Below are 14,226 nucleotides of genomic sequence, written 5' to 3' on the forward strand. Positions count from 1 at the left end.
ATGGCAGAGTTAAAGGATTTAAGTATTGAGGAGTTTGCCGCCCTGGCGGCATCTGACGCTCCGGCGCCGGGAGGAGGCAGTGTTTCTGCTGTGGCAGGCGCCCTGGCGGCAGCTTTGGCTGAGATGGTGGCAAATCTCACTGTGGGGAAGGCCAAGTATGCCGATGCAGAGGAGGAGATGAAGGAGATTGCAGCAAAGGGAGCAGAAATAAGAAAAACGCTGGTGGACGACATTGAGAGAGACAGTGAATCCTTTACCCTTTATATGAAAGCTCTGGGGATGCCGAAGGACACAGAGGAGCAGAAGGCAGTCCGCAGGGAGGCCATGCAGAATGGGCTTAAGGAGGCGGCCAGGGTTCCGCTCTCTGTGGCCAGGACGGCAGCAGAGATTTTTCCGCTGGCGGAGGCAGTGATTGCAAGGGGGAATACGAATGCGGTGACCGACGGTCTGGTGGCTGCCATGATGGCCCGCACAGCCGTGATCGGCGCGCTGTTTAATGTAAAAATTAACCTGGGTTCCATCAAGGATGAGGAATTCAGGGCCGAAATGGAAAAGGAGGTCAGCCGCCTGGAGGCAGAGGCAGTGGAGTATGAGAAGAGAATTTTAAAAAGCTCGGAGCTCTCAGATTCGCTCTGCTAAAAATCACTTAACAAAAGAAAGAAAAAACGTGATTGCATTTTACAAAAACACAGTATAGAATAGAAGAATGCATTGAACCATACAGTCGGCATCATTTTCAGGAGGAGGAAAAACAAACATGAAGACAGATATTGAGATTGCTCAGGAATCAACCCCGTTACATATCACAGAGATCGCAGAGAGCCTGGATATTGACGAGAAGTATCTGGAACAGTATGGAAAGTACAAGGCTAAGGTGGATTATAACCTGCTCAACGAGGACAGCCGTCCTGACGGAAAGCTGATTTTAGTGACAGCCATTACGCCTACTCCGGCTGGAGAGGGCAAGACAACTACCACAGTCGGCCTGGCAGACGGGATGAGAAAGCTGGGGAAAAATGCGGTAGTAGCCCTGAGGGAGCCTTCTCTGGGCCCGGTATTCGGCGTTAAGGGAGGGGCAGCAGGCGGCGGTTACGCCCAGGTGGTGCCGATGGAGGACATTAACCTTCACTTTACGGGGGATTTCCATGCGATTGGAGCTGCCAACAATCTTCTGGCAGCCATGCTGGACAACCATATTTACCAGGGAAATGAGCTGAGAATCGATCCGAAGCGGATTACCTGGCGCCGCGTGGTGGATATGAACGACAGACAGCTCAGAAACATCGTGGACGGACTGGGACGCCGCGTGGATGGAGTCACAAGAGAGGACGGCTATGACATTACCGTCGCCTCCGAGATTATGGCTGTCCTCTGCCTGGCAAAGAACGTGACAGACTTAAAGGAGAGGCTTTCCAGGATCATCGTGGGCTACACCTACGATGACGAGCCGGTGACAGCCGGAGATCTGAAGGCAGCCGGAGCCATGACGGCTCTCTTAAAGGATGCCTTGAAGCCGAACCTGGTGCAGACCCTTGAGCACACGCCGGCCTTTATCCACGGAGGCCCGTTTGCCAATATCGCCCACGGCTGCAACTCTATTATCGCCACACGCATGGCCTTAAAGCTGGGAGACTACGCGATCACAGAGGCCGGCTTCGGAGCCGATCTGGGAGCTGAGAAATTCCTTGACATTAAGTGCCGTATGGCAGGCCTGAAGCCCTCAGCCGTAGTGGTAGTGGCGACAGTGAGAGCGCTGAAGCATCACGGAGGAGTGGCCAAGGCAGACCTGAATACAGAGAATCTGGAGGCTCTCGAGAAGGGACTTCCGAATCTGCTGCAGCATGTGGAGAACATCACAAAGGTATTTGGCCTTCCGTGCGTAGTTGCCATCAACCGCTTCCCGTTTGACACAGAGGCCGAGTTACAGCTGATCGCCGACAAGTGCAGGGAGCTGGGTGTCAATGTAGCTCTCTCCGAGGTTTGGGGCAAAGGCGGAGACGGCGGCATTGATCTGGCAAAAGAGGTAGTGCGCCTCTGCGAGGAGGAGAATCATTTCCAGTACTGCTATGGGGATGAACTCTCCATTGAAGAGAAGTTAAATGCCATTGTCACAAAGATCTACAGGGGTACAAAGGTAGTGCTGACAGATGGCGCCAAAAAGCAGGCAAAGAGGCTCACAGAGCTGGGCTTCGGCTCCTTCCCGATCTGTATGGCAAAGACACAGTACAGCTTTTCTGACAACCAGAAGCTGACGGGTGCGCCCAGGGATTTCACAGTAACTGTGAGAAATCTGAAGGTATCGGCTGGAGCAGGCTTTATTGTAGCTCTGACAGGCGATATTATGACCATGCCCGGACTTCCCAAGGTTCCGGCTGCAGAGAAAATCGATGTGGACGAAACTGGAAGGATTTCAGGTCTGTTCTAAAAAAGAAATTTGTGCCGCTTTAACAAGCGGACCAGGATTTACAGTGCCGCAGGGGAGCGTACTGCTTCCCTGCGGCACTGCCCTTTCTTCCGCAGTGGAAATTCAGGGAAAATCAGTAAGAAAAATCCCTGCATAAACAGTATGTATTTGGGCCGAGACATGGCTGCGGGCAGAAGGGGAGCGGGATGAATGACACAGATGAAGGATATGGACACAGAAGACACGATGGGAGGAATTTGCAAATGAATTTTTTTACACCGGCAGAGATAGTGAAAAATTACAGTGCAGCTGGAAGAAAAAAGACGGAGATGCCGGCAATGAAAATGCTTATTCTCGGTATTCTCTCAGGTATTTTCATTGCCCTTGGGGCAGCGGCCACCAATACAGCGGGACATTCTATTGAAAATGTCTCAGCCATGCGGATCGTTCTGGGAGTGCTGTTCCCCGGCGGTCTTACGCTGGTTGTCCTTCTGGGGGGAGAACTGTTTACGGGAAACTGCCTGATCTCTATTTCCGTACTGGAAAAACAGGCGAAGATTTCCGCCATGATAAAAAACTGGATTGTAGTCTACATCGGCAACCTGATCGGGAGTCTCCTGATAGCCTTTGCATGCGCAAAGTTCGGCCAGTTTAACTATTCTGACGGAGGGCTGGCTGTATTTACGATGAAGCTGGCTGTCACTAAGAGTACTCTGCCTTTTGCAAATGCATTTGTGCTGGGAATTATGTGCAATATGCTGGTCTGTCTGGCTGTCCTTGCAAGCCTCAGCGCCAAAGATACGGCCGGAAAGATAGCGGGAGTCTTTTTCCCCATCAGTTTCTTTGTCATCTGCGGCTTTGAACACTGTGTGGCAAATATGTATTACATACCGGCCGGAATTTTTGCCGCCACTGTTCCGGAGTACGCGGCAAAGGCAGCGGAGGCAGGAGTGAATCTTTCTGCCCTCACTTGGAGTGGATTTTTCATTGGAAACCTGATTCCCGTCACACTGGGGAACCTGGCCGGAGGCCTGGCAGTGGGAATTCTTATGTGGCTTGGCCATGCATGGGAGAAGGAGAAAAAATAAGAAGCGGCAAGAATAATAGGAAAAGGAGTCAGACGTTTGCGTAAGTCCGGCTCCTTTTTCTTATGAGGACAACATCCGATCTGATCCTGCCCAGGCAGGCTATTTCTTGTCGTCCTCGCAGTTCATGTTGTTCAGAGAACAGGAGAGATCGTCTTTTCCATCTACACAGTTCATATCGTTGAGTCCGCAGCTGGAATCGTCGTCCTCCCCGAGACAGTTCATATCGTTCAAGCCGCAGGTTTTGTCATCGTCACTGATTCCGTTTAAGTTGGCCCAGCCAGTCTGTTTCTTTTCTTCCATCTCCGATACCTCCTCACACTTTGATAAGCATATTATATCCGCACAGAGGAAAAAATTCAAGGAGAGGCGGCTGTAAATAAAAGGAATTAAGAGCAAAATTTGACAATTAGAAAAAATTGTACAGACTTTTGGGAAACAAGGGAGGGGACTTCAGGATTCGTCTGCTATTTATGGGGCGAAGAGTTGCTTTTTCTCTATACTGCCGGTATAATGGAACCATATGACAAAGCCCCAAACCAGTGTGACTGAAAAAAGGGGCAGAGAAAAAGCGAGGAGGATAAGATGAAGGCGCGCTGCAGATGCGGAAGCTATTTTGCAGGATAGCGGTTGCGCTGACAGTCAGAAGGGAGAAAGCAGGATATGAGTCAGAGTCTGGAAGCGAAAATTCCAAGTGAGAGCAGCCTGGTGAATGAGGAGCTGAAAAAAAACCTTAAGATGATTTTTGAGAGACTGGTGCGCCCGGTCTGCCTGAAGGCGGTACTCGATCCGGAACAGCCGGCCAGCGTGGAGATGGGATCCTTTTTGAAGGCAGTGGCGCAGCTGAGCCCCTGGATAGAACTGCAGCTGCTGGAACGGGGAGAGGACAGTGAGGCGGATGGGGCGCTGGACACAGAACATCTTCCCTCTACAGGGCTGTTCGGGGAAAACGGCTATCTGGGAGCAGCCTTTCTGGGAGTTCCGGGAGGAAAGGAGATTAATTCTTTTGTGGCGGCTATCCTCAATGCGGCGGGGCCTGAAAAGGAACTGGATCAGAAACTGCTTAAAAAAATCGCAAAGCTCAAAAAGAAAAATGTTATCCGCGTGTTCGTGTCACTTTCCTGTCACCACTGCCAGAGTGTTGTGACAGCAGGGCAGACCCTGGCTCTTCTGAGCCCCAATGTGGAATGTACTATGGTAGATGCAAGGCTGTATCCGGATTTAGTGGAAAAGTACAAGCTCTCGAGAGTGCCGGCGATTCTGATCGGGGAAGCGATGTACATGGGAGAAAAGAGCCTGGAAGAGCTTTTAGCCCTTCTCCGGTAGGAAGAGAAGAAAAAATTGTGCAAAAATGATAATAAAATAACGATATATTGACTTAAATTGTGTATTGTGTTAGGATAATTTATAATCAAAGATGAACCAGGAGAGAGGAGCAGGTTGAATAACGGCAGAGATGCCGTTTTTAACCCGGCTCTTTTTTATATAACAGGAAACTTCGTTCCCTGTTATATAAAAACGCTCCGCGGGGATCGCACTGCGGCAGAATAGAATTTGCCGCAGAGACGGCCTGCCTCTATGGGCGGGCGGCGGACTGAAGGAAGGTGTGATATGGAACAGAAGCTGTATGATACAGTGACAGACTGCCCGGTGATCGCGGCTGTCAAGGATGAGGCAGGGCTTGAGAAGTGCCTTAGCTCAGATATCCAGATTGTGTTTGTGCTGTATGGGGATATTGTCGGAATCCCGGAGATTGTGGAGAGGATTAAGGAAAAGGGAAAATTTGCCATGATACATGTGGATCTGATATCCGGCCTTTCAGGAAAGGAGATAGCGGTTGATTTCCTTCACCGGAATACAAGGGCCGACGGGATTATCTCCACAAAGCTGCCGCTCATCCGAAGAGCCAAGGAGCTGGGAATGGCAACGGTGTTCCGTTTCTTCGTCATTGATTCCATGGCGTTTGACAATATTAAGAAGCAGTATGATGCGGCTCTGCCGGATTTTGTGGAGATTCTTCCCGGCATTATGCCGAAAATCATAACAAGGGTTACAAAAATGGTATCCGCGCCTGTGATCGCAGGCGGTCTGATTGGGGAGAAGGCAGATATCTACGCGGCTATTGAGGCCGGAGCCATTTCCATCTCATCCACGAATCAGAACACCTGGTTTATCTGAGAGGAGGCTTTTGGATGTCAGACACGAAAAGAAGGCTGGCCCAGGCATTGAAGGAGCTGATGGCGGAAAAGCCCATTAAAAAGATTACAATTCAGGATATCGTCGAGCGAAGCCACATGACGAGGCAGAGTTTCTACTATCACTTTCAGGACATCTATGAGGTGATCGAACTGATCTGCCAGTATGAGCTGATTGACCAGATTGCCTACCGGCAGGAGGAGAGCTTTTCACACTGGCTGGAACATCTCATGGCGCTGATAGAGGAGAACCGGTGGTTTTACAGAAAAATGCTTCAGGAGATGGAGTGGGATCGGGTTGCGAACCACCTGAAACCTGCGGTAGAGGCTCAGATTCGCCGCCTGGTGGGGAATATGCTGACAGAGAGTGAGACAAGGAGTCTTTCAGGGGGAAGAGAACTTCTTGTGGATTTTTTGACAGAATCGGTGATCCAGTACATTTTCCGATATGTATCCTGTCGGAAGGTTCCAAAGGAACAGAATGCACAGAATCTCAGGGAGCTTTTGCAGGTATGTTCGCTGATTTGCGCCAAATGTGCATCTTCGTCTAAAAAAAGCGAGGAAAAGTATACTAAAAACAGGATAAAAACAGCTTGAAGTTGTTCTGTTTTAACAATTTGAGATTATTGTCTAAAGACATTTGACAATAAAGATGCTACCATAAAACTATATTATGTAAGGAGGGGTTTCTTATGGCAAAGTATGTAATGGCATTGGACGCTGGAACTACCAGTAACAGATGTATCCTTTTTAATGAAAAGGGTGAGATGTGCAGCGTGGCGCAGAAGGAATTTACACAGTATTTCCCAAAACCAGGCTGGGTTGAGCACAATGCAAATGAGATCTGGTCCTCTCAGCTCTCCGTAGCAGTGGAGGCTATGGCTCAGATTGGTGCGACCGCAGAGGATATTGCCGCTATCGGTATTACCAACCAGCGTGAAACCACGATTGTCTGGGATAAGGAAACAGGGGAACCGGTTTACAATGCGATTGTATGGCAGTGTCGCCGTACCTCCGAATACTGTGATTCTCTTAAGGAGAAGGGGCTGACAGACAAATTCAGAGAAAAAACAGGCCTTGTCATTGATGCCTACTTCTCAGGAACCAAGTTAAAATGGATCCTGGACAATGTTCCGGGCGTGAGAGAGAGAGCTGAGAAGGGTGAACTCCTGTTCGGTACAGTGGAAACCTGGCTGATCTGGAAGCTGACAAAGGGTGCTGTCCATGTAACGGATTACTCCAACGCATCCAGAACGATGCTGTTCAATATCAACACACTGCAGTGGGATGATGAGATCCTGGCAGAGTTAAATATTCCGAAATGCATGCTTCCTGAGGCAAAGCCATCCAGCTGCGTATATGGCGAGTCGGATCCGTCCTGGTTCGGCGGCCCCATCAAGATTGGCGGCGCAGCAGGCGATCAGCAGTCCGCTCTGTTCGGACAGACCTGCTTTAACCCGGGCGAGGCAAAGAATACATATGGAACCGGCTGCTTCATGCTGATGAACACAGGCGAAAAGCCGGTATTCTCCAAGAACGGACTTGTAACTACAATCGCATGGGGACTTGACGGCAAAGTAAATTACGCCCTTGAGGGTTCCATCTTCGTTGCAGGTGCAGCGATCCAGTGGCTGAGAGATGAGATGAGACTGATCGATTCTTCCCCGGACTCTGAGTACATGGCCAAGAAGGTTAAGGATACAAACGGATGCTACGTCGTTCCGGCCTTCACGGGACTGGGCGCTCCCCACTGGGATCAGTACGCAAGAGGAACAATCGTAGGAATTACGAGAGGCGTCAACAAGTATCATATTATCCGCGCGACTCTGGAATCTCTGGCATATCAGACAAATGACGTACTGCAGGCTATGCAGGCTGATTCCGGCATTCATCTTGGAGCACTCAAGGTGGACGGCGGCGCCAGCGCCAACAATCTGCTGATGCAGATCCAGTCTGATATTATCCAGGCTCCGGTACATCGCCCGAAATGTGTAGAGACTACAGCCATGGGAGCTGCTTACCTGGCAGGCCTTGCAGTTGGCTACTGGGCAAGCAAAGAGGATGTAATTAAGAACTGGGCGATTGACCGTGTATTCGCTCCGCAGATTGAGGCTGAGGAGAGAGATAAGAAGGTCAAAGGCTGGAATAAGGCAGTGAAGTATTCCTTCGGCTGGGCGAAGGAGGATTAATCCCGACAGCGGTCACGGGGTGAGCTGCAGGCGGGGGAAAGCACAGACTGCCGGCAGCCTCAATGCAGTGTGAATTTTGTGGATTGATAAAAGGGCGGCGGGAAAGACATCAGTTTTTCCCCGGGCGGGAGAGACTGAATTTCCGCCGTCCGTGACAGGAGAAGAAAAGGGGGAAATTTTATGCTGCCATATATAGCTGAATTTTTGGGAACCATGATGCTGATCCTTTTAGGCGACGGCGTTGTAGCTAACGTGAATCTGAACAAATCCGGTATGAAGGGCGGAGGCTCTGTCCAGATTACCTTTGCATGGGGCCTTGCGGTAATGGTTCCGGCATTTATCTTCGGAGCTGCCTCCGGCGCTTCTTTCAACCCGGCTCTGACTTTGGCTCTGGCCATTGACGGAAGCTTTGACTGGGCACTTGTCCCGGGCTATATCATTGCTCAGTTTGCAGGAGCCTTTGTGGGAGCCTGCCTGGTATACATCCTGTTTAAGGATCAGTTTGACGCAACTCCCGATGCAGGCACAAAGTTGGGCGTGTTCTGTACAGGTCCTTCTATCGACAACAAGCCGCTCAACATTCTGTCTGAGGCAATAGGCACATTCGTCCTTGTATTTGCTATCAAGGGTCTTGGCAATGTTCCAGGAGCAGCAGAAGTCGGCTTAGATAAATTCCTGGTATTCGGAATCATCGTATCCGTCGGCATGTCCCTGGGCGGTCTGACAGGATATGCAATCAACCCGGCCCGTGATCTCGGCCCGAGAATTGCCCATGCAGTTCTCCCGATTCAGGGCAAGGGCGGTTCCAACTGGGGCTATGCATACGTTCCGGTAGTTGGCCCGATCATTGGCGCCATCGTCGCTGTATTGCTCTACGGAGCTATTCCATGGTAAAGCACAACTGAACGCACGGAGTGCGTGAAGTTAATTAAATAGGTATTGCATGGAGAGATGAGCCGGGCAAGGAAATCATCAGCTTACAGGCTGGTTTCTTTTGCCTGGCTTTTTGTATCATAGGAAATCCCTTTGAATTTCCTGCGATACAAAAAGTCCTGCCGGGCGGGATGCGCACACCGCGCAGAGGAAAAGGGCTGCTTAAGGCAGCCGCGCGGCGGGATTTTCACCGTCTGATTTTCACAGATTTTAAACCAACGGCAAAAGAAAATGCGCTGTCCGCAGCGCGATTTGACCGATACTGGAACGCGGGAAATAGGCCCAGGCGTATTTCACTGCGCTTCCTTAACACTTTAGCAGCCAAACTGCAGCGAGGAGGAATGGAGTATGTATGACGTTATTATTATCGGCGCAGGCGTTTCAGGCTGTGCTTCAGCCAGAGAGCTGTCACGGTACCAGGGAAGCTTCTGCGTCGTGGAGAAGGAAGAGGATGTCTGCTGCGGCACATCCAAGGCCAACAGTGCCATTATCCATGCAGGATATGACGCGGCCTCTGGCTCACTGATGGCCAAGCTCAATGTGGAAGGAAACCAGATGATGGAGCAGCTCTCAAAGGATCTGGACTTTCACTTCAGGAGAAACGGCTCCCTGGTTCTCTGTCTCCATGAGGAGGAGCTGCCGAACCTTCAGGCCCTCTATGAGCGGGGAATCAAAAACGGAGTGAAGGAGCTTCGTATTTTAAACAGGGAAGAGTTAAAGGCGATGGAGCCCAATATCACGGACAATGCAGTAGCTGCACTCTACGCTCCTACGGGAGGAATCGTATGTCCCTTCGGCTTAACGATTGCCCTGGCTGAAAATGCCAACATGAACGGGGTGGAATTCAAGTTCAACACAGAGGTTCAGGATATTAAGAAGACGGAGGACGGAACCTTTGAGCTTCACACGAACAACGGGGTACTGAAGACGAGATTTGTGGTGAACGCGGCAGGCGTATACGCAGATAAATTCCACAACATGATGAGCGAGGAGAAAATCCATATTACGCCAAGGCGCGGCGATTACTGCCTCCTTGACCGCACAGCCGGCAATCTGGTAGATAAGACAGTATTTACCCTCCCCGGAAAGTTCGGAAAGGGAATTCTCGTCACACCGACAATTCACGGGAACCTGCTTCTGGGCCCCACTGCCATCGACATCGATGACAAGGAAGGGACGAATACGACCAGAGAGGGGCTTGACGAGGTTATCGAGAAGGCGCAGAACAGCGTGAACAACATTCCCATGCGCCAGGTTATCACCTCCTTCGCAGGGCTGCGCGCCCATGAGGATCACCATGAATTTATTATCAGGGAGCTTCCTGACTGCAAAGGATTTATCGACTGCGCCGGAATTGAGTCTCCGGGACTTTCCAGCAGCCCTGCCATCGGAAAGATGGTCGCTGACATTCTGAGGGAGAAGGCTGATCTGAAGGAGAAGGACAACTTCATTGCCACCAGAAAGGGAATCCTCGATCCTAAATCTCTGTCCAAGGAGGAGAGAAGCAGGCTCATTAAGGAGCAGCCTGCCTACGGAAATATTATCTGCCGCTGCGAGACGATCTCTGAGGGAGAAATTCTCGACGCCATCCACAGACCGCTGGGAGCAAAGTCCTTAGACGGAGTGAAGCGGCGTACAAGAGCGGGAATGGGCCGCTGCCAGGCAGGATTCTGTTCACCGAGAACCATGGATATCCTGGCAAGGGAGCTTAATATCAGCATGTACGAGGTTACAAAGTCCGGCGGCGATTCCAAAATCGTAGTGGGAACCAACAAGGACAGACTGTAAGGAGGGGGACGCCATGAAATCATATGATATTGTCATTATCGGAGGAGGCCCTGCCGGACTGGCTGCGGCCGCTGCCGCAAAGAGAAACGGAATTGACAGCATCCTGATTCTGGAGAGGGACAAGGAACTGGGAGGAATCCTGAACCAGTGCATTCACAACGGATTCGGGCTTCACACCTTCAAGGAGGAGCTGACAGGACCGGAGTATGCACGCCGGTTTATCGACCAGGTGGAGGAGCTTCAGATTGAATATTACCTGAACACAATGGTCATTGACATCTCCCACGAGAAGGTTGTCACAGCCATGAACCGGGAGGAGGGGCTGTTTGAGATCCAGGCAAAGGCGGTGATCCTGGCTATGGGCTGCCGGGAGAGATCCAGGGGAGCTCTGAATATCCCCGGCTACCGTCCGGCCGGAATTTACTCAGCGGGAACGGCTCAGCGCCTTGTAAATATGGAGGGCTTTATGCCGGGCCGTGAGGTTGTCATCCTCGGTTCCGGAGATATCGGGCTGATCATGGCCAGGAGAATGACCCTTGAGGGCGCCAAGGTAAAGGTGGTGGCAGAGCTGATGCCTTACTCCGGCGGCCTTAAGAGGAACATTGTCCAGTGCCTGGACGACTACGGCATTCCGTTAAAGCTGAGCCACACGGTTGTGGAGATCCGCGGAAAGGAGAGGCTTACAGGCATCACCCTGGCCCAGGTGGACGAGAAAGGAAAGCCGATTCCCGGAACAGAGGAGGACTATGACTGCGATACCCTCCTTCTGTCTGTGGGACTGATCCCTGAAAATGAATTAAGCCGCGGAATGGGCGTGGATATTGAGCCCGTCACCTCTGGCCCGTCTGTCAACGAGAGCCTGGAGACAAACATAGAGGGCGTGTTTGCCTGCGGAAATGTGCTCCACGTTCACGATCTGGTGGATTATGTGTCTGAGGAGGCGGCCGTGGCAGGCGAAAATGCGGCCAAGTATGTGAAGGGAGCCCTTCCGGAGGGAAGCGGAAGAGAGATCCGGCTTATCCCCACAGAGGGCGTGCGCTACACTGTTCCAAAGACCATCGATCCGGAGCGGATGGCAGATGCTCTGACTGTGCGCTTCCGTGTGGGCAATGTCTACAAAAACTGCTATGTGAGCGTATACTTTGACGATGAGCGGGTCATTCACAGAAAACGTCCGGTGGTGGCGCCGGGGGAGATGGAGAATGTAACCTTCAAAAAAGAGCAGCTTCTGGGCTGTCCGGACTTAAAGACGATTACACTGAAAATAGAGGAGGCGTAGGACGATGGAAAAGAGAGAACTGATCTGTATTGGCTGCCCTCTGGGATGTATGGTAACCGTTGAGATGGAAAACGGTGAGATTAAGAGCGTGACAGGAAATACCTGCAAGCGGGGCGATGACTATGCCCGCAAGGAGGTGACGAATCCGACGAGGATTGTGACCTCCACAGTGATGGTTAAGGGAGGAAATCTCGACATGGTTTCCGTTAAGACAAGAAACGACATTCCCAAGGGGAAAATTTTCGACTGCGTGCGGGCCTTAAAGGGAGTCTGCGTGGAGGCGCCGGTCCATATCGGGGATGTGATTCTGAAGGATGTCTGCGGGACAGGTGTGGATGTGATTGCCACCAAGGAGATTCAGAAGAAGGGCGCCTAGAGATATACATTAAAAAATGCTACAGAAAAAACTGAAATTTTGGTATGATAAAAAGCAGGGAGTTTTTCCCTGCTTTTTATCTTTCAGAAAACATCCCGGTCCCTCCGGAAGGAAAAGGCTGATTTACGCCCTGGGGCGTGTGGTGAAAGAGCGAAATACCCATGACCGGCAGCCGGGAAGCCGGCTGTTCGGTAAGATGAAGATATTGAAAACAGAGGAAAGGAAAAGGGATAGAATGGCAGAAAACAGAGAAATGACGATTGAAATTTGCTGCGGAAGCTATGAGGATGCCTTGGCGGCTGCCCGGGGAGGGGCAGAGAGGATCGAGTTAAACAGCGCCCTGGCCCTGGGAGGCCTCACGCCGTCAGCCGCCTGCCTGAGAATGGTGAAGCGCTGTACGGATCTGCTGGTGGTGTCGATGGTTCGGCCCAGGGGGGCCGGTTTCTGCTACACAGAGGCTCAGACGGAGCAGATGTTTGAGGAGGCGAGGGAGCTTCTGGAGAACGGAAGCGACGGACTTGCCTTTGGATTTCTGACTGAGGACAGGTGTGTGGATCTGGAGAAAACGGGCAGGATGACAGAGCTGATTCACAGCTACGGAAGGGAAGCAGTATTTCACAGGGCCTTCGACTGCACAGAAGATCCGGTGAGAGCTATTGAAGAGCTGATTGGGCTGGGAGCAGACAGGATTCTCACAAGCGGGCAGCAGGAGAAGGCAGAACAGGGAAAGGAGCTTCTCAGGCAGCTTCAGGCCGCGTACGGTTCCCGGATTCAGCTCCTGGCGGGAAGCGGCGTCAATGCAGGAAATGCAAGGGCCCTTGCAGAGTATACGGGTATCAGACAGCTCCACTCCTCCTGCCGATACTGGGAGAGGGATGTCACTACTGTAGGGGAAGGGGTGAACTACAGCATCGCCCCTGCGCCTCACGAGAGGGATTACGACAGAGTGAGTGAGAGGCTGGTCAGAGAGCTGGCAGAAGCGTTTAGAGAGCGGTAAGAGGATGAGGGAGAGCTGCCGGACTATGGCAGAAGAACGGCGGCAGTAAAAAACTGCTGCAAAAAAATAGGAGACAGTACACGGCGGAGGGGCTTTTGTTCCCTCCGCCGTGTACTGTCTCAGCCGCAGATTTTATGGTTTATAAAGATGAAGGTTTAGAATTCCGGTTCGATCAGTCCGTAGGTGTGTCCCTTTCTCTTGTATACTACGTTGACTTCCTCTGTCTCTGCGTTTAAGAATACATAGAAGGAATGTCCGAGCAGCTCCATCTGAACGCAGGCTTCTTCCGGATCCATTGGCTTCATGGCGAATTTCTTTACCTTTTCGATCTTGATCTCGTCATCAGGCTCTGATTCTTCCTGTACAAAAAGCTCGCTGAAATCCACAGGGGCCTGTTTCTTATCAATGAGTTTTCTCTTGTATTTCTTGAGCTGGCGCTCGATGATCTCCTCTACCAGGTCGATGGATACATACATATCTGTGCTCTGCTCTTCTGCACGGATGATATGGCCTTTTACCGGGATGGTAACCTCGATTTTCTGACGGTCTTTCGTCACACTCAGGGTAATGATGGCCTCTGTATCCTGGTTAAAATAGCGTTCCAGCTTTCCGATTTTCTCAATAACCGCTTCCCTAAGTCCAGGCGTAACATCAATATTTCTTCCAGTAATCGTATAACGCATAAGTCATCGCTCCTTTTTTATTGGGATGTCCTTATTATAGCATGTTTATCAGAAAAATTCAATTAAAAATAAAAAATATTATGAAAATTAATCTTAATTTTCACTAAAAGGTTTTTATTTGGACATCCGTAAAGAAATGAGGTGCGTTTTTGGGGTTATGTGACGGATGGTGCGCAAAAACAGAAAAAGACAGGACCTGTGTGTCTTTTTTTTCTTTAAAACCAGGTTGACAAACGACTGTCGGGTGGGAAAGTCTGTCAAGGCAGAATCGTGTATTTTTTGTCGAAAAAGGAAAAT

At 50.8% G+C, this 14,226-nt stretch carries 14 protein-coding genes; 12 read left to right on the forward strand and 2 right to left on the reverse strand.

Going from position 1 to position 14,226, the window contains the following annotated elements:
- The 3 genes from LK436_RS05965 to LK436_RS05975 all read left to right on the forward strand — a co-directional run bounded on the left by LK436_RS05965 (nt 1) and on the right by LK436_RS05975 (nt 3,492).
- The gene (locus LK436_RS05965; RefSeq protein WP_008399390.1) at nt 1-639 is read left to right on the forward strand and encodes a cyclodeaminase/cyclohydrolase family protein; all 639 of its coding nucleotides are present in this window, start codon (nt 1-3) and stop codon (nt 637-639) included.
- A gap of 118 nt (nt 640-757) precedes the next feature.
- Nucleotides 758-2,425: a formate--tetrahydrofolate ligase gene (locus LK436_RS05970; protein ID WP_008399388.1), complete on the forward strand. Its 1,668-nt coding sequence runs from the start codon at nt 758-760 to the stop codon at nt 2,423-2,425.
- Between the two features lie 242 nt (nt 2,426-2,667).
- Nucleotides 2,668-3,492 (forward strand): formate/nitrite transporter family protein, encoded by an 825-nt coding sequence (locus LK436_RS05975; RefSeq protein ID WP_015574750.1) that lies wholly within the window; start codon nt 2,668-2,670, stop codon nt 3,490-3,492.
- 99 nt (nt 3,493-3,591) lie between these two features.
- Here LK436_RS05975 and LK436_RS05980 read toward each other — a convergent pair whose 3' ends face one another.
- Nucleotides 3,592-3,792 (reverse strand): hypothetical protein, encoded by a 201-nt coding sequence (locus LK436_RS05980; RefSeq protein ID WP_008399385.1) that lies wholly within the window; start codon nt 3,790-3,792, stop codon nt 3,592-3,594.
- 360 nt (nt 3,793-4,152) lie between these two features.
- On the opposite strand from LK436_RS05980, the gene LK436_RS05985 reads away from it, so the two are divergent.
- From LK436_RS05985 to LK436_RS06025, 9 genes are all read left to right on the forward strand, one after another.
- A complete protein-coding gene (locus LK436_RS05985) occupies nt 4,153-4,815 on the forward strand; it encodes a thioredoxin family protein (protein WP_008399384.1) in 663 nt (220 codons plus the stop codon).
- Nucleotides 4,816-5,100: 285 nt separating this feature from the next.
- The gene (locus LK436_RS05990) at nt 5,101-5,667 is read left to right on the forward strand and encodes a glycerol-3-phosphate responsive antiterminator (RefSeq protein ID WP_008399383.1); all 567 of its coding nucleotides are present in this window, start codon (nt 5,101-5,103) and stop codon (nt 5,665-5,667) included.
- Between the two features lie 14 nt (nt 5,668-5,681).
- Nucleotides 5,682-6,281 (forward strand): TetR family transcriptional regulator, encoded by a 600-nt coding sequence (locus tag LK436_RS05995; RefSeq protein WP_008399382.1) that lies wholly within the window; start codon nt 5,682-5,684, stop codon nt 6,279-6,281.
- A gap of 95 nt (nt 6,282-6,376) precedes the next feature.
- Nucleotides 6,377-7,873 carry a glycerol kinase GlpK gene (gene glpK, locus LK436_RS06000; protein WP_008399380.1) on the forward strand — a complete coding sequence of 499 codons (1,497 nt, stop codon included), beginning with the start codon at nt 6,377-6,379 and terminating at the stop codon, nt 7,871-7,873.
- A 180-nt stretch (nt 7,874-8,053) separates the two neighbouring features.
- Nucleotides 8,054-8,767 (forward strand): MIP/aquaporin family protein, encoded by a 714-nt coding sequence (locus tag LK436_RS06005; RefSeq protein WP_008399378.1) that lies wholly within the window; start codon nt 8,054-8,056, stop codon nt 8,765-8,767.
- A gap of 387 nt (nt 8,768-9,154) precedes the next feature.
- Complete coding sequence (locus LK436_RS06010; protein ID WP_008399376.1) at nt 9,155-10,594, forward strand: NAD(P)/FAD-dependent oxidoreductase; 1,440 nt, start codon at nt 9,155-9,157, stop codon at nt 10,592-10,594.
- Between the two features lie 13 nt (nt 10,595-10,607).
- Nucleotides 10,608-11,873, forward strand: a complete 1,266-nt coding sequence (locus tag LK436_RS06015; RefSeq protein ID WP_008399375.1) for an NAD(P)/FAD-dependent oxidoreductase — start codon at nt 10,608-10,610, stop codon at nt 11,871-11,873.
- 4 nt (nt 11,874-11,877) lie between these two features.
- A complete protein-coding gene (locus tag LK436_RS06020) occupies nt 11,878-12,249 on the forward strand; it encodes a DUF1667 domain-containing protein (RefSeq protein ID WP_008399373.1) in 372 nt (123 codons plus the stop codon).
- A gap of 235 nt (nt 12,250-12,484) precedes the next feature.
- Nucleotides 12,485-13,246, forward strand: coding sequence for a copper homeostasis protein CutC (locus LK436_RS06025; protein ID WP_227910178.1), 762 nt, complete (start codon nt 12,485-12,487; stop codon nt 13,244-13,246).
- Between the two features lie 155 nt (nt 13,247-13,401).
- Here LK436_RS06025 and hpf read toward each other — a convergent pair whose 3' ends face one another.
- On the reverse strand, nt 13,402-13,929 hold the full coding sequence (gene hpf / locus LK436_RS06030) for a ribosome hibernation-promoting factor, HPF/YfiA family (protein ID WP_008399368.1): 528 nt from the start codon (nt 13,927-13,929) through the stop codon (nt 13,402-13,404).
- Between the last annotated feature and the right edge of the window lie 297 nt (nt 13,930-14,226).

The sequence above is a fragment of the Clostridium sp. M62/1 genome (genome assembly GCF_020736365.1).
GTDB classification, from domain to species: Bacteria; Bacillota; Clostridia; order Lachnospirales; family Lachnospiraceae; genus Otoolea; species Otoolea saccharolyticum_A.

Excerpts from the sequence above, each read along its gene's own strand:
- LK436_RS05965 (WP_008399390.1), top strand. The coding sequence starts at position 1 with ATGGCAGAGTTAAAGGATTTAAGTATTGAGGAGTTTGCCGCCCTGGCG.
- LK436_RS05970 (WP_008399388.1), top strand. The coding sequence starts at position 758 with ATGAAGACAGATATTGAGATTGCTCAGGAATCAACCCCGTTACATATC.
- LK436_RS05975 (WP_015574750.1), top strand. The coding sequence starts at position 2,668 with ATGAATTTTTTTACACCGGCAGAGATAGTGAAAAATTACAGTGCAGCT.
- LK436_RS05980 (WP_008399385.1), bottom strand. The coding sequence starts at position 3,792 with ATGGAAGAAAAGAAACAGACTGGCTGGGCCAACTTAAACGGAATCAGT.
- LK436_RS05985 (WP_008399384.1), top strand. The coding sequence starts at position 4,153 with ATGAGTCAGAGTCTGGAAGCGAAAATTCCAAGTGAGAGCAGCCTGGTG.
- LK436_RS05990 (WP_008399383.1), top strand. The coding sequence starts at position 5,101 with ATGGAACAGAAGCTGTATGATACAGTGACAGACTGCCCGGTGATCGCG.
- LK436_RS05995 (WP_008399382.1), top strand. The coding sequence starts at position 5,682 with ATGTCAGACACGAAAAGAAGGCTGGCCCAGGCATTGAAGGAGCTGATG.
- glpK (WP_008399380.1), top strand. The coding sequence starts at position 6,377 with ATGGCAAAGTATGTAATGGCATTGGACGCTGGAACTACCAGTAACAGA.
- LK436_RS06005 (WP_008399378.1), top strand. The coding sequence starts at position 8,054 with ATGCTGCCATATATAGCTGAATTTTTGGGAACCATGATGCTGATCCTT.
- LK436_RS06010 (WP_008399376.1), top strand. The coding sequence starts at position 9,155 with ATGTATGACGTTATTATTATCGGCGCAGGCGTTTCAGGCTGTGCTTCA.
- LK436_RS06015 (WP_008399375.1), top strand. The coding sequence starts at position 10,608 with ATGAAATCATATGATATTGTCATTATCGGAGGAGGCCCTGCCGGACTG.
- LK436_RS06020 (WP_008399373.1), top strand. The coding sequence starts at position 11,878 with ATGGAAAAGAGAGAACTGATCTGTATTGGCTGCCCTCTGGGATGTATG.
- LK436_RS06025 (WP_227910178.1), top strand. The coding sequence starts at position 12,485 with ATGGCAGAAAACAGAGAAATGACGATTGAAATTTGCTGCGGAAGCTAT.
- hpf (WP_008399368.1), bottom strand. The coding sequence starts at position 13,929 with ATGCGTTATACGATTACTGGAAGAAATATTGATGTTACGCCTGGACTT.